The sequence below is a fragment of the Pantoea sp. genome (genome assembly GCF_032114055.1).
Lineage (GTDB): Bacteria > Pseudomonadota > Gammaproteobacteria > Enterobacterales > Enterobacteriaceae > Pantoea.
In genome coordinates, this window is sequence record NZ_DAMCTB010000002.1 from 305,976 (window position 1) to 324,798 (window position 18,823).

Here is an 18,823-nt window from a genome sequence, read left to right on the forward strand (position 1 = left end):
CTCAGCGCCCCAGATAAACGTCGATAACCTGCTCGTTGGCCTGCACGTCGCGCAACGATCCCTCTGCCAGCACCTGCCCCTGATGCAGCACCGTGACATGGTCGGCGATGGTCTCCACAAAGCCCATGTCGTGTTCCACCACCATCAGTGAGTGCCTGCCCGCCAGGCTGCGGAACAGCTCGGCGGTGTAGTCCGTTTCAGCGTCGGTCATGCCCGCCGCAGGCTCATCCAGCAGCAGCAGATGCGGCTCCTGCACCAGCAGCATGCCGATCTCCAGAAACTGCTTCTGGCCGTGCGACAGCAGCCCCGCCCGGCGCTGACGTTCACCGCCCAGTCGCAGCAGCTTCAGCACCTCATCAATGCGATCGCGCTGTTCGCTGTTAAGACGGGCGCGCAGGCTGGCCCAGACCGATTTATCGGTTTTGAGCGCGATCTCCAGATTCTCAGCGACCGTTAACGCCTCAAACACCGTGGGCTTCTGAAACTTACGGCCAATACCGGCGCGGGCGATCTCCACCGGCGAAAGGCGGGTCAGATCGCTGCCCTGGTCATAGATCACCCGGCCCGAATCGGGACGGGTTTTGCCGGTGATCACATCCATCAGCGTGGTTTTGCCCGCGCCGTTGGGGCCGATCACGCAGCGGAGTTCGCCGACGCCGATCTGCAGCGACAGATCGGTGAGCGCACGAAAGCCCTCGAATGAGACGTTGATCTTCTCCAGCTGCAGCACCGGATCGCGCTGCAGACGGTGACGATCCGCCCGCTGGGGCTGGGTAAACAGGGCATCACTCATGGTTTTCTCCGGCGCAGCAGGCCAATGACGCCACAGGGCAGAAACAGCGTCACCAGAATGAACATCAGACCCAGAAAGAACAGCCAGTACTCCGGGAAAGCAACGGTGAAGAAGCTGCGTGCGCCGTTGACAATCGCTGCGCCCAGCAGCGGGCCAATCAGCGTGCCGCGTCCGCCCAGCGCCACCCAGATGGCGGCTTCTATCGAGTTGGCGGGTGACATTTCACCCGGATTAATAATGCCGACCTGCGGCACATAGAGCGCCCCGGCCAGGCCGCACAGTACGGCGGAGAGCGTCCAGACAAACAGCTTAAAGCCACGCGGATCGTATCCGCAGAACATCAGGCGGTTCTCCGCGTCCCGTACCGCAGTCAGCACCCGGCCAAACTTGCTGCGCGCCAGCGCAAAGCCGATCGCCAGGCTCAGCAGCAGCAGCAGCACCGTTGCCACGAACAGCCCGATACGGGTGCCTGTCGCCGTGACGGAAAAGCCGAGCAGGGTGGTGAAGCCGGTAAACCCGTTGTTACCGCCAAAACCGGTTTCATTGCGGAAGAACAGCAGCATACCGGCGTAGGTCAGCGCCTGGGTGATGATGGAGAAGTAGACGCCTTTGATTTTTGAACGGAAAGCGAAGAAGCCAAACAGCCAGGCCAGCAGGCCCGGCACCAGCATGCTCAGACAGAGCGCCCAGGCGAAATATTGGGTGCCGGCCCAGAACCAGGGCAGCTCATGCCAGGAGAGAAAGGACATAAAGGCGGGTAAACCCTCGCCTGCGGCCTGGCGCATCAGGTACATGCCCATGGCATAGCCGCCCAGTGCGAAAAACAGGCCGTGCCCCAGCGACAGCAGACCGGCATATCCCCACACCAGATCCAGCGCCACCGCGACCACCGCATAGCAGAGGATTTTGCCGACCAGCGTCAGGGTATAGGTCGAGAGGGCCAGCGGATGCGTGGCGGGCAGCAGCGCCAGAAACGGCATCAGCAGCAGCGCCAGCACAACCACCAGGCCGAGGCTGAGTGTCAGGCGCGGCGCGGTGCGCGCCACGCGAAGCGTCATGGGTTGCGTCATCAGTCAGTCACCCTTCCTTTAACCGCAAACAGGCCCTGCGGGCGTTTCTGAATAAACAGCACGATCAGCATCAGAATCAGGATCTTGCCCAGCACGGCACCCATCTGCGGCTCCAGCACTTTGTTAAGAATGCCCAGGCTGAACGCTGCGACCACGCTGCCCGCCAGCTGACCGACACCACCCAGTACCACCACCAGAAACGAGTCGATGATGTAGCCCTGGCCCAGCTCCGGCCCGACATTGCCGAGCTGCGACAGCGCCACACCACCCAGCCCGGCGATACCGGAGCCGAGGCCAAACGCCAGCATATCAACGCGACCCGTCGGCACGCCGCAGCACTCGGCCATCGCACGGTTCTGGGTCACGGCACGCACGTTCATGCCCAGACGTGTGCGGTTCAGCAGCAGCCAGGTCAGCGCCAGCACAAACACCACAAACAGGATCACCGCGATACGGTTCCACGGCAGCACCAGATTGGGCAGCAGCGTCAGGCCGCCCGAGAGCCACGCCGGATTGGCCACCTCCAGGTTCTGCGCCCCGAACAGCACCCGGACCAGCTGAATCAGCATCAGGCTGATCCCCCAGGTGGCAAGCAGCGTCTCCAGCGGACGGCCATAGAGATGACGGATTACCGTGCGCTCCAGTGCCATGCCGATGGCGGCGGTAACCAGAAAGGCGACCGGCAGCGCCAGCAGCGGATACCAGGCTAAATAGTGCGGCGCGAACTGCTGAAACAGGCCCTGCACCCACCAGGTTGCATACGCGCCGAGCATCAGCATTTCACCGTGCGCCATGTTAATCACCCCAAGCAGACCGTAGGTGATCGCCAGGCCCAGCGCAGCCAGCAGCAGAATCGAACCGAGCGACAGGCCGCTGAAGGCCTGGCCCAGCAGATCGCCCCACATCAGCCGCTTCTGAATCTGTTGCAGGCTCTGCGCTGCCGCCGCCCGCACCGTGGGGTCCGGCTCATTGGCGGCCTGGGTCAGGCGCTGCAGGCTGGCCTGAGTATTGGGATCGCCGGACTCTGCCAGCTGCTGCACCGCCCGCAGACGCACCATCGGCTCGCGATCGGCCAGCTGCAGATTCGCCAGCGCCAGCGCTAACGCGGCGTGAACCCGGCTGTCCGGCTCGGCGGCCAGACGCTGTTCCAGCAGGGGCAGCTGGTCCGCCACCCCCTCGTTTTGCAACTGCTGCGCCGCATGCAGGCGCAGGGCGGCATCCGGGCTGACCAGCTGGTGGGCGGCCAGCGCATTGTTGACCAGCACCCGCAGCCGGTTGTTCATAAACAGCTTTTTCAGGCTGCCGACAGGCTGCGCCACCGCATCCAGCGGCTGCAGCGTCGCACCCTGCTGGCTGAACGGCTGCCTGTTCTGGTCGGTAACCACGGTTTCGGCATGCAGCGCCGCCAGCAGCGGCAGGCGCTGACTGTCGGGCGCCGCGGCCCACTGCTGCAGCAACGCGGCCTGCTGGCTGCGGCTGGCGGCCGCGAAGTCCGCAGCCGGTCCGGCGCTGGCCATCAGCGGCATCAGCAGCAGCAGGCTGAGGAAGCAGCGACATAGATTCATAAAGAGAGCCTCATCAGGGGTGAGCATCGCGGCCGCGTCACAGCGGGTGACGCGGCTGGGTTATCCGCCGCGCACGATTACTGCGCAGTCTTCACCGGGTGATCGGGCTTTTTGTCGTTACCGGCGATGTACGGGCTCCACGGCTGCGCACGGACCGGCTGATCGGTCTGCCATACCACGCTGAACTGGCCGTTCTCTTCCACTTCACCGATCATGACCGGCTTATGCAGGTGGTGATTGGTCTGATCCATGGTCAGGGTAAAGCCATCCGGGGCCTTAAAGGTCTGACCGGCCATGGCCGCCCGCACTTTGTCGACGTCCGTAGTGCCCGCTTTTTCCACCGCCTGCGCCCACAGATGGATACCTACATAGGTGGCCTCCATCGGATCGTTGGTGACGACGGTGGCGGCGTTCGGCAGGTTGTGTGCTTTGGCGTAAGCGCGGTAATCGGCGACGAATTTCGCATTGACCGGATTATCGACCGACTCGAAGTAGTTCCAGGCCGCTAACTGACCCACCAGGGGTTTGGTGTCGATGCCACGCAGCTCCTCTTCGCCCACCGAGAAAGCGACTACCGGAATGTCTGTGGCCTTGATCCCCTGGTTCGCCAGCTCCTTGTAGAAGGGGACGTTGGAGTCGCCATTGATAGTGGAAACCACGGCCGTTTTGCCGCCCGCCGCAAACTTTTTAATGTCCGAGACAATGGTCTGGTAATCGCTGTAACCGAAAGGCGTATAGACCTCTTTGATATCGCTGTCTGCCACGCCTTTGCTGTGCAGAAAGGCGCGCAGGATCTTATTGGTGGTACGCGGATAGACGTAGTCGGTGCCCAGCAGGAAGAAGCGTTTTGCACTGCCGCCATCTTCACTCATCAGATACTCCACGGCCGGGATCGCCTGCTGATTCGGCGCGGCACCGGTATAGAAGACGTTGGGCGACATCTCTTCCCCCTCATACTGCACCGGGTAGAAAAGCAGGCCGTTCAGCTCTTCAAACACCGGCAGCACCGACTTACGTGAAACCGAGGTCCAGCAGCCAAACACCACCGCCGCCTTGTCCTGCGTCAGCAGCTGACGCGCTTTCTCGGCAAACAGTGGCCAGTTGGAGGCGGGATCGACCACCACCGGCTCCAGCTTTTTCCCCAGCACGCCCCCTTTGGCGTTGATCTCATCGATCGTCATCAGCGCCACCTCTTTCAGCGGCGTTTCAGAAATCGCCATGGTGCCGGAGAGCGAATGCATGATCCCCACTTTGATGGTGTCCGCAGCCTGCGCACTCCAGGTAAAACCCAGACTGACAACGGTGGCGGAGAGCGCAAAAGCCTTGATCAATGAACGTCTTTTCATCATCTGAACCCCTGAGTGGTAGTGGTATTAGTCGGTGAGCTGGAGCCGGGCCTGCTGGAGGCGGTGCAGCGTGATCTTCCGCACTTCCGCCTTACTGACGGCGATGTGATCGGTCAGGATCTGTTGTGCCCTGGCACTCTGCTGCTGAAAAATGGCCTGTAAAATCTGTGCATGTTCCTGATACGTGGCGCAGATACGGTCGTCGCGGGTAAAGTCGAGGCGACGGATGATGCGGATCTTCTCCGTGAGTTCGGTGTGAATGCGCGCCATTTCCGGATTACCGGCGGCGGTGACCAGCGTGATATGAAACGCCTCATCATGCTGCGATACCACCAGTCCGTCAGCGAGCGGGGCTGACGCACACCAGAACTGGCTGAGTTCGTCGAGCAGTGCGGCACACTGCGGCGCGGGCAGGGCGCAGAGGCGTTTTACCGCCTCGCACTCCAGTACAGTGCGCAGGTCATAGAGCGATTCGAACCAGGCGAAATCGAAGGTTTTGATCTGCCAGCCGCTGCGGAACCAGACGTCCACAAAGCCTTCACGCTCCAGCCGGAACAGCGCCTGCCGCACCGGAGTGCGGCTGACCGCCATGCGTGCGGCAATCTCACTCTCGCTGAAGCGATCGCCCGGCATCAGGCGAAAGGCAAAAATATCGGCCTTCAGGGACTGATAGACCCGCTCGGCCAGCGCTTCAGGGCGCGCTTTCGGGGGATGTGCGCTCATTCTGCCCCCGGATCAAGCCATAACAGGGTGTCGCCGGGCGTGACCGGCCGCCCCGCCTGACAGCGGATCCGCGTCACGCGGCCCGCCTGAGGCGCGACGATCGCCAGCTCCATCTTCATCGCCTCCACGATGATCAGCGTCTGACCAGCGCTGACCGCCTCGCCCGGCTGCACCAGCACTTTCCAGATGTTGCCATTGAGATCAGCCTGCACGGCCAGGCCGCGTTGATCCTCGTCACTGACGCCGGTGGCACCCTCCTGCACGGGCGGGACGTTCTCCTCTTCCTGCGCCCAGTGCTGCACTTCCTGTTCAAAGGCGGCGGCCTGACGCTGGCGAAACGCGGCGATCTCAGCGGCGTGATCGGCGAGGAACTGCTGATGGGCAGCGAAATCAAACTCGGTTTCTTCAATCCGCAGGCTGGCGCGACCCTCCCGGAAATCTTCGCGCAGCTGATTCAGCTCGCTTTCGCTCACCGGATAGAAGCGCACCTGGTCGAAGAAGCGCAGCAGCCACGGTGCATTGGCCGCGAACTGCGGGTTTTTCAGGAAGGTGTTCCAGATCGGCAGCGTACGACCCACCAGCTGATAGCCGCCAGGCGAGTCCATGCCGTAGATACACATGTACATGCCGCCGATGCCGACGGTGCCTTCGGCGGTAAAGGTGCGTGCCGGGCTGTATTTGGAACTCAGCAGACGATGACGCGGGTCGATCGGCACGGCGCAGGGCGCACCAAGGTAGACGTCACCCAGCCCCAGCACCAGATAGCTGGCGCCAAACAGGGTGTCGCGCACCTGTTCACGGCTGCTCAGGCCATTAATGCGCTGAATAAAATCGACGTTGTTTGGCAGCCAGGGCGCACTGGCGCGCACCGTCTCCTGATAGCGGCTGACGGCGCCCAGCGTGGCGCTGTCTTCAAACGCCATCGGCATCCACACCACGCGCGACGGCACTTTAAGGGTGCTGACATCACCCAGTGTGGCCTCCAGCGCCAGCAGCAGCGACATCAGCTTCGCCTGGCTGATGACCAGGCTGTCGTAGCGCACCTGCAGCGACCGCACACCTGGCGACAGCTCCTCAATGCCCGGTTCAGCCTGCGCCTTCAGGGCATTCATCAGCAGGTGCACGCGCAGGCGCAGCGCCAGATCCAGCACGTTATCGCCATACTCAATCAGCACATATTTGTCACCCGCCTGGCGGTAGATCACGGTCGGTGTGCTGCCGGTTGCGTCCCGCGCGGCCAGTATCGTGGCGGAGCCGTGGGCGTTTTCGGCCAGCGACGGCACGGCAAAGGCGGGCGGATGCTCCGGGCGCAGGGTGTCGATCAGATGCTTCTGCGCTTTTTCCCGCGCCAGCGCATCGTCTGCGGTCATCGGGTGGAAGCGGATGGTATCGCCAGGTTTGACCTGGCCGACCTTCCACAGCTCCGCGCTGGCGATGGTTACCGGACAGACAAAGCCGCCGAGGCTCGGGCCGTCATGCGTCAGGATCACCGGAAAGTCGCCGGTAAAGTTGACCGCGCCGATGGCATATTCGCAGTCGTGTACGTTAGAGGGGTGCAGGCCCGCTTCACCGCCGTTGGCTCGGGTCCAGGTGGGTTTCGGGCCGACCAGCCGCACGCCGAGGCGGTTGGAGTTGTAGTGCACCTGCCAGTCGCTGGCAAAGAACTCATCAATCGCCGCCTGGGTGAAGAAGTCCGGCGCGCCGTGCGGGCCGTAGAGAACGCCGATACGCCATTCGCTGCCGTAGTGCGGGATCAGCGCCGCATCGAGCGGCTGCGGCGCGCTGACCGGAGCAGGGGTGGTGCAGGCCGCCTGTTCAGGCCGGGAGATCGGCAGCATATCGGCCACCCGCAGGGTGCGCCCGGCGTGCCCGCCAAACTGGCCCAGCGAGAAGGTGCTGCGGCTGCCCAGATAGACCGGCACGTCGAAGCCGTTGCGCACCGCCAGATAGCTGCGACAGCCCTGCCGGGCGCGGCCCAGCGCCAGGGTCTGTCCCGCTTTTACCTTCAGCGGCTGCCAGTAGCTCACCGGCTCGCCATCAAGCCGGGCGTCGCAGTCCGCGCCGGTCAGCGCCAGCGTGGCATCGCAGTGGAAGCGCAGGGTCGGCCCCTGCAGCGTAAACTCCAGGCCCGCCGCCGACGCATGATTCCCGACGATGCGGTTAGCCAGCCGGAAGGCGAAATCATCCATCGGGCCGGAAGGCGGCACACCGATGTCCCAGTAGCCGAGGCGGCCGGGATAATCCTGAACTGAACTAAAGGTGCCAGGCTGCAGGACTTCCACCACCGGAGCGGCGGGCACCACGCTGTCGAGATAGCGTGTCCAGACGCTGCCGCTGCGAAACGTATCGCTGGCGGTGATCTGCCGCAGGTAATCCAGGTTGGTGGCGATGCCGTGCAGCTGGGTGGCGTCCAGCGCCTGCTGCAGTTTTTCCAGTGCCGACGCGCGGCTGTCGGCGTGCACAATCAGCTTGGCGATCATCGGATCGTAGAAGCTGGAGACCTCGCTGCCGGTTTCGACACCGCTGTCGATACGCACGCCCTCAGGAAAGACGACGCCTGTTAACAGGCCGGGGCTGGGGTGAAAGTTTTTCAGGGGATCTTCAGCGTAGAGGCGAACTTCAATCGCCACCCCCTGCGGCGCCTGCTGCAGACGTGCCCAGTCAACTGTATCGCCCGCTGCCACCTGCAGCATGCACGCCACCAGGTCCAGTCCGGTGACGCACTCCGTGACCGGATGTTCCACCTGCAGGCGGGTATTGACCTCAAGAAAGTAAAAGGTCTGCTGGCTGACATCGTAGATATACTCCACGGTGCCCGCGCTGCGGTAGTTCACCAGCTCACCGAGCCGCACCGCCGACGCCAGCAGGGCGTCCCGCGTGGCGGGCGACAGGCCCGGCGCAGGCGTCTCCTCCACCACCTTCTGATTACGGCGCTGCAGCGAGCAGTCGCGTTCGCCCAGTGCCACCACGGTGCCGTTGCCATCACCAAAAATCTGCACCTCGATGTGACGGGCGCGATCGATACAGCGTTCCAGAAATACCCCGGCATCACTGAAGAACTGCTCGCCGAGGCGGCGTACGCTCTCCCAGGCGCTGGCCAGCGCCTGCGCATCGGCGCAGCGTGTCAGGCCAATGCCGCCACCGCCTGCAGTGCTTTTCAGCATCACCGGATAGCCAATCTCATCGGCGGCCTGCAGCGCCGCCTCAAGGGAGTCCAGCAGCGGCGTGCCCGGCGTCATCGGTAAACCCGCACGGGCAGCCAGTTCGCGCGCGCGGTGCTTGCGTCCGAACTCGCCAATCTGCTGCGCGGTGGGGCCGACAAAGGCGATGCCTGCCGCTTCGCAGGCTTCGGCAAACGGCTGGCTTTCGGAGAGAAAACCGTAGCCTGGCCAGATCGCCTGCGCGCCACTCTGCTGCGCCGCCGCCAGAATTTTGTCGATGCGCAGATAGCTGTCGCTGGCTTTGTCGCCGCCCAGGGCGATAGCCAGATCCGCCTGCCTGACGTGCTGCGCGTTGCGGTCGGCGTCAGAGTAGACCGCGACGCTTTTCACGCCGAGGCGCTTCAGGGTGCGGATGGCGCGACAGGCAATCTCGCCGCGGTTGGCAATCAGTACGGTGGTGAACATGATCAGTGACTCCCCTGTGATGCCAGCCAGTTGCGCCAGCCGCCGGTTTCAGTAATTTCCAGTGCGCCGTTCAGTGCCGCCCCTTCGCAGATAAAGCCTTTGACGACACGGCCATCGGCCAGCGTCAGGCTGCCAATCCCCAGCGGCGCCGGGATCTCTGCCACAAACTCGCCGAAGCGCGCCAGCGGGATGTCCCACAGCTCCACGGCGATCGCGGCGCCCTGTTCATCACGCATCAGGCCTGGTTTTTTGATCGCCCCCTCCAGCAGGGCAAACAGGCGGTAATGGGGCGCGGTCTGCGTCTCTTCGACCCACACCGCCTGGCGTTCGGTGAGCTGGAAATTGAGCGGCATGCCGGTGAGGTGGGCACCCACCACCGCCAGCCGGACGTGATCGTCTGAGACGGGCAGCGTGGCGCGTCCGGTCGGGAAGGGCTGACCGGTGGCACCCAGCGGCAGCGCCAGTTGCTGCTGCCAGCGCAGGCCAAACTCAGCCAGCGCCCGATCGTGCCAGGCAGGCGCGATCAGCGTGATGCCGGCGGGCAGGTCGTCGTTACGGAATGGCGCAGGCAGTGCCAGCGCGCAAAGATCGGCAAGGTTGGTAAAGTTGGTATAGGTGCCAAACTGCGAGTTGTAGTGGACGGGCTCCTGCTGCATCTCTTCCAGGGTATGAATGGTCGGCGAGGTCGGCACCACCAGCGCGTCAAAGGGGGCCAGGGCCTGCTGGATCTGGCGCGTCAGATCGGCACGCAGATACTCCGCTTTATACGCCTCCACCGCGCTGTATTTCAGCCCGCTGGCGATGATGCTCTGCACGACCGGCTCCATCTGGTCGAGCATGTCGCCCACCGCCGCCGTGCGTTCGGCGACCCAGGGGCCGTAATAGAGCTGTTCAGCCAGCTGGCGGAACGGGGTGAAGTCGATGGGATGCAGCGTCGCGCCGCCCGCCTGCAGGGCCTCCAGCGCCCGATCCCAGGCGGCTTCGGCGGCAGCATCATCAAAAAATGCCGGATCGGCCGGAATCGCAAAGTGAGGACGGGCGGGCAGGCGGGCCGGTGCGGTGCGCGGGTTGATCCGCGAATAGGCATCCCCGCTGTCATACCCGCCCATGCGCGTGGCGACGTTAAAGGCATCTTCGGTTGTCAGCGCAAAGATCGAGATCGTGTCGTTAAGCCGACAGGCGGGCACCACGCCGCGCGCAGAGAACCAGCCTTTAGTCGGTTTCAGGCCGACAATGTTGTTAAAGCCGGCCGGAACGCGACCCGATCCGGCTGTATCAGTGCCGAGTGAAAAGGCGACCAGTCCCCGAGCCAGCACCGACGCCGAGCCAGAACTGGAGCCGCCGCTGACATAGTCAGCATCGAAAGTATTGCAGACCGCCCCGTAAGGCGAACGGGTGCCCACCAGGCCGGTCGCGAACTGATCGAGGTTGGTTTTGCCAATGACCACCGCACCGGCAGCTTTCAGCCGGGCAACGGCTACGGCATCCTCCTGCGCGGTATAGGTAAAAGCAGGACAGGCGGCGCTGGTGGGCCAGCCCGCCACATCAATATTGTCTTTAACCGCGAACGGAATACCAAACAGCGGCAGTGCTGCGGGATCGCGCTGATAGTGTGCCAGCAGGGGCGTGATCTGTGCCGTTAACTGCGCCGGTGTTGCCAGGGTGATCCAGGCGTTATCCTTTGGATCGATCTCCGCCAGGTGTGCGTGAAGCAGAGCGCCAGTCTGTTGTGGCGCCTGCTGAATGCGCTGCTGCCAGGCGTGAAGCGTCAGGCCAATCGTTGATGTCATAACAAGAATTCCGGCTGGTATACAAGATGGCATTCAACAGAGCAAAGGGTATGCCAGTTTTTTAACGCGCTGATTCAATGGGTTAATAGCGTCTGCGATAAGATTTACTGATGATAATTTGCACAATGGCAGCGCGCAGGCTGAGCGATGACGGTGCGCAAGGACGCCCGGTGCGTAAATTTTGTGAAGAACATGGCAAGAGTCCGATGGCCTGGTTAGCATGAAGACTGTCTGGCAACTCGCCGGGCCCAGCAACAGAGGAGATTTACGTGGTGAAGTGGCGTAACTGGATGATAGGGATCTGCCTGGCCGGCACGGCCAGCAGCGCATGGGCCGATTCGCTTGATCAACAACGGCAACGTTATCAACAAATTAAACAGGCCTGGGACAGCAACCAGATGGCCACTGTGGAGCAGCTTCTGCCGACGCTGCAGGATTATCCGCTGTATCCTTATCTGCAGTATCGCCTGCTGGCGCAGGATCTCGACCAGGAGACCGCGCTGGCTGTACAGAACTTTATTCGTCAGTATCCGACGCTGCCGCCTGCGCGATCGCTCAGTACCCGCTTTATCAACGTGCTGGCTTACCGCCAGGACTGGCAGGGTGTGCTGAACTTCAGCCCCACCGAACCTAAGCCAGTGCAGGCGCGCTGCAACTGGTATTACGCAAAATGGGCCACTGGGCAGCAGCAGGCCGCGTTTGACGGCGCGAAGCAGATCTGGCTGCGCGGCACGGCGCTGCCTTCGGACTGCGATAAGCTCTTCTCGGTCTGGCAGTCCGCAGGTCAGCTCTCACCGATTACCATCCTGGAGCGCATCCGGCTGGCGATGAAAGCGGGCAATGACAGCCTGGTAAGCTATCTGGCGAAAATGCTGCCGGCCGATTATCAGACCATGTCTGACGCGGTGCAGGCGCTGCAGCAGGATCCGCTGACGGTCAGTACTTTCGCCAGCAGCGTCGGGCCGACCGACTTCACCCGCCAGGCGACGATTTACGCCTTTAGCCGCGTGGCGCGGCAGGACATGGAAAATGCCCGCAGCCTGATTCCGATTCTGGTCCGGGCGCAGAAGATGGGGCCGGAAGATGAGCAGGCGCTGAAGGAGATTGTTGTCTGGCGCATGATGGGCAGCGATCTCACCTCTGAGCAGGCGCGCTGGCGTGATGCGGTGGTGATGAACAGCGAGTCGACCGCGTTGCTGGAACGCCGGATTCGGCTGGCGCTCACACAGCTTGACCGGCGTGGCCTGAACACGTGGATCGCCCGCCTGCCGCTGGAAGCCAAAGAGAAAGATGAGTGGCAATACTGGCAGGCTGACCTGCTGTCTGAAAAAGGGCGCAAAGAGGAAGCGGAAGAGATCCTGCGCAAACTGATGCAGGCGCGTGGCTTCTATCCGATGGTGGCCGCCCAGCGTCTGGGCGTGGAGTATCCGCTGCAGGTGGATGAAGCGCCGAAGCCAGACAGTGCCACGGTGCAGGGCCCCGAACTGGCTCGCGTTCGTGAGCTGATGTACTGGGGACTGGATAACCTGGCACGCAGCGAGTGGAGCAATCTGATTGGCAGCCGCACGCACATCCAGCAGCAGATGCTGGCGCGCTATGCGAACGAACAGGACTGGTGGGATCTCAGCGTGCAGGCGACCATCACGGCCAAAATGTGGGACAGCCTGAAGGAGCGTTTCCCGCTGGCGTGGCAGAGCGTCTATGAGCGCAATACTGAAGTGAAGCAGATCCCGCCAAGCTATGCGATGGCGATCTCGCGTCAGGAGAGCGCCTGGAATCCCAAAGCCCGTTCGCCGGTCGGCGCCAGCGGTCTGATGCAGATCATGCCCGCTACCGCGGCGCACACCGTGAAGATGTATAACATGCCGGGCTACAGCAACGTCAGCCAGCTGCTCGATCCGGAAACCAATATCCAGATCGGCACCCAGTATCTGGAGTATGTCTATCAGCAGTTCAGCCAGAACCGGATCTTTGCCTCCGCGGCGTACAATGCCGGGCCGGGCAGGGTGCGTAGCTGGCAGAAAACCAGTGCCGGCAATCTGGATGCCGTGGCCTTTATTGAGACAATCCCCTTCTCAGAAACGCGCGGCTATGTGAAGAACGTGCTGGCCTATGACGCCTACTATCGTCACTTCATGGGCAAGCCGGACAACATCCTGTCAGATGCTGAGTGGAATCGCCGTTACTAGCTGTGCTAAGCTTCCGTACTCTTTAGTGAGTACGGAAGCCTCTCCATGACCCATTCTGATTCCCCCTCTGCCAATGCGCATCCGACAGAAGATAGCTGGCAGCGCGTTGTCCTGCTGATGCAGCAGGCTTTTGCGGATGGCCATGCGCTGCCTCTGCTGCAGCTGATGATGACACCCGACGAGCGCGAAGCGTTCGGAACCCGTCTGCGGATTATTGAAGAGCTAATGAATGGCGAAATGAGCCAGCGCGAGCTGAAAAATGAGCTCGGCGTCGGCATCGCGACCATTACCCGGGGATCTAACAGCCTGAAAGAGGCGCCGCCAGAGCTGAAACGCTGGCTGGAAGCGCGTCTTGGCCGCGCCTGATTACTGCTGATAGAGCGGATGGACGAACGGGCAGAGCGCCAGAATCAGTGCCTGATGATAGACGCTGGAGCGGCTGAGCAGACCCTGCGTAAATGCGCCTATCGCGCCGCCCTTGTGTTTAATATTTTCGATGCCGGTTAAGCGTGCCATCTCCTCGCCCAGTTCACGACCTTCACGCAAACCCGCCAGCACGACCGGTGGCAGGGTGAAACTGGCGGAACGCGATTCGCCGCGCTGCTTCTGATTTTCCACCACCATCCAGGCAAACGCACAATCCTCTTCAATCCCCGCCTCAATCGCGACCCAGAACGCCGCTTCAGGGCGAACCTGTCGGGCATTCATTACGCGCTGGCGTGCGCCGGTTCGCGTTTCGAGATGGGTTAACGGCTGTGCGGCAACGCCACTCTCGACCTCGACCCCTTCGATATGGCAGGATCCTTCGCCGAAAACGTCGCTGAATGCCTGCGCAATCGCGTGAATCTTCGCTGGGTTGGTTGTGGCTGCGACAACATGGTACATAATTGATTGAACCCTCAGGTGATTAAGCGCCTGACCCGCAGGCCATTTTATCTGTCAGTCCGGGCTCTGGCAGTGTTCACGCTCCTCACGTACCTGCTGTACGCCGGGCTGTTGCGCACTGTCTGCATGGACTGACTGCAACAATGACGCCTGCCGGGGCAGGCTCTGACGCGATTTTGTCGCAGTATAACGGAAACTAACATGCTACAGGTCTATCTTGTTCGTCACGGTGAAACGGTATGGAACGCGGAACGCCGCATTCAGGGCCAGTCTGACAGTCCTTTGACGGAAAAAGGTGAGCAGCAAGCCCGGCAGGTGGGTGAGCGCGTAAAACAGCTGGGGATTACCCATGTGATCGCCAGCGATCTGGGGCGGACGCGCCGCACCGCAGAGATTATTGCGGATGCCTGTGGCTGCGCCGTGACGCTGGATGCGCGGCTACGCGAGCTGAATATGGGGGTACTGGAGAAACGTCCGCTGGATGGTCTGACCGCTGAAGAGGAGCAGTGGCGTGCCACGCTGGTCAACGGTACAGAAGGCGGTCGCATTCCGGAAGGCGAGTCGATGACAGAGATGGCGACGCGCATGCACGGCGCGCTCAATGCCTGCCTTGATCTGCCTGCCGGCAGCCGTCCGCTGCTGGTCAGTCACGGTATGGCGCTGGGATCGCTGGTCAGTACAATTCTGGGGCTGCCCGCCTATGCAGAACGTCGCCTGCGCCTGCGTAACTGCTCACTGTCACGCGTGGATTACCAGCAGAGCGCCTGGCTGGCAGAGGGCTGGATTGTGGAAATGGCGGGAGATATTTCTCATCTCGATGCCCCTTCACTCGACGAGCTGCAACGCTGATCCTGCAGGCTGCCGTCATGACAACGGCAACCCCGATCTTAGCTGTCGGCCGCCTGGCGGCGGATAGGGATCAGATAGTCACAGCGGATCTCCGTCGGTGGCTCGGCGCGCTTTTTACCGCCGTGAGTATAAAAGCGTTCGATGTCCTGCCCCTGACGGCGGGTCAGCCCCAGCGTTGGCATGCAGGTGCCGTAGAGTAACAGGATAAACTCCTGCAGGCTGGCGCGGGGGCCGCTGTAGCTGAACTGCACATAATCCCCGGCTTCCAGAATCACATTGTGGCCGGAGAAGAGGCTGGATGCGTTGTCTGCCGGCACGGCCGTGGTGTAGAGAATCTCCTGCTCGTCATCTTTCTCCTGGCTGGCACGTACCTGATGCAGGCCATACAGCACCGGCGGCACCGTGTCGGTTTCCAGCAGGAACTGCTTCCAGAAATGGATACGCATCTCATCGCGGTAGCTGGAAATCTGCTCCAGCGTACAGGTGTAGCTCTGGGTCTGGCCCACCAGCACCGTTTCCGGCAGCGTGACAAACGACCATTCCGGCTGCACCTCATTATCCAGACGGATAGGAGGGCGGATACCGAATGAGTTCCAGTCAGACGCGCGACGATACCAGGCCGGGGTCTGAGCAAACTGCTTTTTGAAGGCGCGAGTAAAAGTCTGTTGCGAATCAAAGCGATACTGAAGCGCAATATCCAGGATCGGGCGGCTGGTCAGGCGCAGCGCCACGGCAGCTTTTGACAGACGACGGGCACGGATATAGGCACCGATGGCGTGTCCGGTCACGTCTTTGAACATCCTCTGCAGATGCCACTTGGAGTAACCCGCTTTCTGGGCAACGTTGTCCAGTGAAAGGGGTTGATCAAGATGGCTCTCCAGCCAGACAAGCAAATCGCGAATGATACCGGCTTGGTCCATAAAACATCCTCATACTCTGGTGGGGCAGCTAAACGCACTCGAAAATTAGCACTCGTTGCTCAAAAGACGTGGGCCGTTTTCCGGGGAAGGTTGTGCTAAAACATAGCGGGTTAAACCCGTTTTGGTTTGGTCATTATATCGATTAACAGTACATTACATTTTCATCTATTCCATTTGCAATGGTAACTCCATGACAATATCGCGTCTTATATTAGCTGCGCTCACTACGCTGAGCTTTTCCAGCCCGCTGTTTGCCGAGCAGATCGGGTCGGTCGATACCGTGTTCAAGATTTTCGGCCCTGACCATAAGATTGTTGTCGAAGCTTTCGATGATCCGGACGTGAAAAATGTAACCTGCTATATCAGCCGGGCAAAAACAGGCGGAATCAAAGGCGGGCTGGGGCTGGCAGAAGATACGTCTGATGCCGCGATTTCCTGTCAGCAGATTGGACCGGTCGAGCTGAGTGAGAAGATTGCGCAGGGCAAAGCGCAGGGTGAGGTGGTCTTCCGCCAGCGCACCTCGCTGATTTTCAAAAAGCTGCAGGTTGTGCGCTTTTTCGACCAGAAGCGTAACGCGCTGGTCTATCTGACCTACTCCGATAAGGTCGTCGATGGCTCACCGAAAAATGCGCTCAGCGCCGTGCCAATTATGCCGTGGCACTAAACCGGTCATTTTCAGGTTAAAAAAAACGCCCGCAGGGGCGTTTTTTACTGGTGGCCTCTGACGGCCGATTACTCCTGCAGGTCGCCGCAGAAGCGATAACCTTCACCATGAATGGTGGCGATGATCTCTGGCGTATCCGGCGTCGATTCGAAATGCTTACGGATACGGCGGATTGTCACATCGACGGTGCGGTCGTGCGGCTTAAGATCGCGGCCGGTCATTTTCTTCAGCAGATCGGCGCGGGTCTGGATCTTGCCCGGATTTTCGCAGAAGTGCAGCATGGCGCGAAACTCACTGCGCGGCAGCTTGTAGTGCTCACCGTTCGGGTTGATCAGTGAGCGGCTGTTGATATCCAGCTCCCAGCCGTTGAATTTGTAACTTTCAACCTGGCGACGCTCTTCACCCGGCATCGCCAGATTCATGGTACGCGACAGCAGGTTGCGGGCACGAATCGTCAGCTCACGCGGGTTAAACGGTTTGGTGATATAGTCATCAGCGCCAATTTCCAGACCAAGAATTTTATCGACTTCGTTGTCACGGCCGGTCAGGAACATCAGTGCGACGTTAGCCTGCTCACGCAGTTCACGGGCCAGCAACAGGCCGTTTTTACCCGGCAGGTTGATATCCATAATCACCAGGTTAACGTCATTGTCGGTCAGCACCTGATGCATTTCAGCACCGTCTGTCGCCTCATACACCACATAACCTTCCGCCTCAAAGATACTTTTGAGGGTATTACGCGTGACCAGTTCGTCTTCAACGATAAGAATGTGCGGGGTCTGCATGTTTAGCTACCTAAAATTTGCCAACAAATTGAAAACAGGGCGTACAGCGGTATGGCGTTCTCCATCATCGAGAGCAGCGGGCCGCGCAGAACCGTTGTACGAAATCATCTTTTGATAAACCATCTATCAGCGTCAACAACAGTATTAGCTCAGCCAGTCAGGATGAAAATTGCATGCCCCGGGCGTTAATGATAATGGCGCATATCCTAACTGTATTAACAGCAACCTAACAGCACCAACTACAACCGATAAGCATAAAAAAAACGCTTCGTTGACTTATATCAAATGCAATTGTAGCACGTTAACACTTTTGTGAAAAACTTCTCTCATATTGCCTGTTTAGCTCACAAAAAGCATCATTTTCATTACATTTTCTGCGCGTGTACGCCAAAATGAAACCCGAATGTAATGACATTCCATCCTGTTGAACTTTAATGAATTAATAATGTTTTCTTTAATAATCGCCGCTTCAGTGATAAAACGATTCCGGCTGCGATTTTTTAAAGATTTTTAACATCGTTAACACTCTGTTTTCTTATTAGCTTCTGGCCGCTGAATCATTAACAGCCATGTTAATATGGCGTTATGTAAATGGACCAATGGAATAAATATGCTTTTTCCCCTGATTCTCGTCTCGCCTGCGCGGCCAGAAAATATCGGCGCTGCGGCGCGTGCCATGAAAACAATGGGATTCACCCAGCTACGTATCGTGGCCAGTGACGCCTGGCAGGATCCCGCTGCGCGCCGGGTCGCCCACGGTGCGGGTGAGATCCTTGATAATGTGCAGACCTTTGCCACCCTGGCCGACGCATTAGCGGATATCGACTTTTCAGTCGCTACCACGGCGCGCAGCCGGGCAAAGTTTCGCTACTACGCCACACCGGAACAGGTTGAAACGCAGCTGCAGGAGAAACGGCAGTGGGTAAACAGCATGGCGCTGGTGTTTGGCCGCGAAGACAGCGGGCTGACCAATGAGGAGCTGGAGCAGGTCGATCTGCTGACCGGCATCCCGATGGCGAATGACTATCCGTCACTCAATCTTGGTCAGGCGGTGATGGTCTACTGCTATCAGCTGTCGAAACTCAATCAGGTCGAGGCACCGGCCGTCGAAGCCGCCGACGGACAGCAGCTGCAGGCGCTGCGTCAGCGTTTCCACCAGTTACTGGCACAACTCGGGGTCAGTGACGATGAAAAACTGTCTGACTGGATCGATCAGCGGGCAGGGCTGCTGGAACAGCGCGACAGTGCGATGCTGCATCGTCTGCTGCACGATATTGAAAAAAAGCTGGCAGATAAATCCTCGGCAAAAAGCTGATTTTATAGCACCAGATCGTACCTGATTTCGTGATGGCAAACGATCAAACACCGTTTCCGGCTTTCACCGGAGGCTGTGCGCAGTGGTGAAGATCTGTCCGGCGGACAAATCGGGTTGACTTAATGTGCGCTTTGCTTTACTTCTGGAGCCAGACGGACAGAAAAGACAGACAGAAAATAAATCTTAATGCGTAAAATCAGCCTGAACACCACAATTATTACCACCACCATTACCCCAGGTAACGGTGCGGGCTGACGCATACAGGAAAAACAGAAAAAAAGCCCGCACCTGAACAGTGCGGGC

General features: G+C 60.2%; 16 protein-coding genes and 1 other annotated feature (1 of these 17 running past the window's edge). Of the genes, 6 read left to right on the forward strand and 10 right to left on the reverse strand.

Features of this window, described 5'->3' with window-relative positions:
- Position 1: 1 nt before the first annotated feature.
- From urtD to atzF, 7 genes are all read right to left on the reverse strand, one after another.
- A complete protein-coding gene (urtD, locus tag RT657_RS05620; RefSeq protein WP_313653005.1) occupies positions 2-793 on the reverse strand; it encodes an urea ABC transporter ATP-binding protein UrtD in 792 nt (263 codons plus the stop codon).
- A complete protein-coding gene (gene urtC, locus RT657_RS05625) occupies positions 790-1,863 on the reverse strand; it encodes an urea ABC transporter permease subunit UrtC (RefSeq protein WP_313653007.1) in 1,074 nt (357 codons plus the stop codon). The genes urtD and urtC overlap by 4 nt, the downstream gene beginning before the upstream one ends.
- Positions 1,863-3,428 carry an urea ABC transporter permease subunit UrtB gene (gene urtB, locus RT657_RS05630; RefSeq protein WP_313653008.1) on the reverse strand — a complete coding sequence of 522 codons (1,566 nt, stop codon included), beginning with the start codon at positions 3,426-3,428 and terminating at the stop codon, positions 1,863-1,865. Before urtB ends, urtC begins: the two co-directional genes overlap by 1 nt.
- Positions 3,429-3,505: 77 nt before the next feature.
- Positions 3,506-4,774: an urea ABC transporter substrate-binding protein gene (urtA, locus tag RT657_RS05635; RefSeq protein ID WP_313653211.1), complete on the reverse strand. Its 1,269-nt coding sequence runs from the start codon at positions 4,772-4,774 to the stop codon at positions 3,506-3,508.
- A 27-nt stretch (positions 4,775-4,801) separates the two neighbouring features.
- The gene (locus tag RT657_RS05640) at positions 4,802-5,497 is read right to left on the reverse strand and encodes a GntR family transcriptional regulator (protein ID WP_313653009.1); all 696 of its coding nucleotides are present in this window, start codon (positions 5,495-5,497) and stop codon (positions 4,802-4,804) included.
- Positions 5,494-9,123, reverse strand: a complete 3,630-nt coding sequence (uca, locus tag RT657_RS05645; RefSeq protein WP_313653010.1) for an urea carboxylase — start codon at positions 9,121-9,123, stop codon at positions 5,494-5,496. The genes RT657_RS05640 and uca overlap by 4 nt, the downstream gene beginning before the upstream one ends.
- 2 nt (positions 9,124-9,125) lie before the next feature.
- Positions 9,126-10,913 (reverse strand): allophanate hydrolase, encoded by a 1,788-nt coding sequence (atzF, locus tag RT657_RS05650; protein ID WP_313653011.1) that lies wholly within the window; start codon positions 10,911-10,913, stop codon positions 9,126-9,128.
- Positions 10,914-11,182: 269 nt separating this feature from the next.
- Here atzF and sltY point away from each other — a divergent pair, with 269 nt between their 5' ends.
- A complete protein-coding gene (gene sltY / locus RT657_RS05655) occupies positions 11,183-13,102 on the forward strand; it encodes a murein transglycosylase (protein ID WP_313653012.1) in 1,920 nt (639 codons plus the stop codon).
- Positions 13,103-13,147: 45 nt separating this feature from the next.
- A complete protein-coding gene (trpR, locus tag RT657_RS05660; RefSeq protein WP_313653014.1) occupies positions 13,148-13,468 on the forward strand; it encodes a trp operon repressor in 321 nt (106 codons plus the stop codon).
- Here the strand turns inward: trpR and yjjX are convergent, their stop codons facing one another.
- Positions 13,469-13,987, reverse strand: a complete 519-nt coding sequence (yjjX, locus tag RT657_RS05665) for an inosine/xanthosine triphosphatase (RefSeq protein WP_313653016.1) — start codon at positions 13,985-13,987, stop codon at positions 13,469-13,471.
- Between the two features lie 201 nt (positions 13,988-14,188).
- Here yjjX and gpmB point away from each other — a divergent pair, with 201 nt between their 5' ends.
- Complete coding sequence (gene gpmB / locus RT657_RS05670; RefSeq protein ID WP_313653017.1) at positions 14,189-14,836, forward strand: 2,3-diphosphoglycerate-dependent phosphoglycerate mutase GpmB; 648 nt, start codon at positions 14,189-14,191, stop codon at positions 14,834-14,836.
- A gap of 38 nt (positions 14,837-14,874) precedes the next feature.
- On the opposite strand, the gene robA is transcribed toward gpmB, so the two are convergent.
- Complete coding sequence (robA, locus tag RT657_RS05675) at positions 14,875-15,756, reverse strand: MDR efflux pump AcrAB transcriptional activator RobA (RefSeq protein ID WP_313653018.1); 882 nt, start codon at positions 15,754-15,756, stop codon at positions 14,875-14,877.
- 190 nt (positions 15,757-15,946) lie between these two features.
- Here robA and creA point away from each other — a divergent pair, with 190 nt between their 5' ends.
- Complete coding sequence (creA, locus tag RT657_RS05680; RefSeq protein WP_288473698.1) at positions 15,947-16,420, forward strand: protein CreA; 474 nt, start codon at positions 15,947-15,949, stop codon at positions 16,418-16,420.
- Positions 16,421-16,488: 68 nt separating this feature from the next.
- Here the strand turns inward: creA and arcA are convergent, their stop codons facing one another.
- Positions 16,489-17,205, reverse strand: a complete 717-nt coding sequence (arcA, locus tag RT657_RS05685) for a two-component system response regulator ArcA (RefSeq protein WP_111141369.1) — start codon at positions 17,203-17,205, stop codon at positions 16,489-16,491.
- A 610-nt stretch (positions 17,206-17,815) separates the two neighbouring features.
- Here arcA and RT657_RS05690 point away from each other — a divergent pair.
- Together RT657_RS05690 and thrL are read left to right on the forward strand one after the other, a co-directional pair.
- A complete protein-coding gene (locus tag RT657_RS05690; protein ID WP_313653019.1) occupies positions 17,816-18,520 on the forward strand; it encodes a tRNA/rRNA methyltransferase in 705 nt (234 codons plus the stop codon).
- A 186-nt stretch (positions 18,521-18,706) separates the two neighbouring features.
- Complete coding sequence (gene thrL / locus RT657_RS05695; protein WP_090964490.1) at positions 18,707-18,775, forward strand: thr operon leader peptide; 69 nt, start codon at positions 18,707-18,709, stop codon at positions 18,773-18,775.
- Positions 18,714-18,823: a sequence feature (Thr leader region), on the forward strand (it continues 9 nt past the right edge of the window). (Overlaps the previous gene by 62 nt.)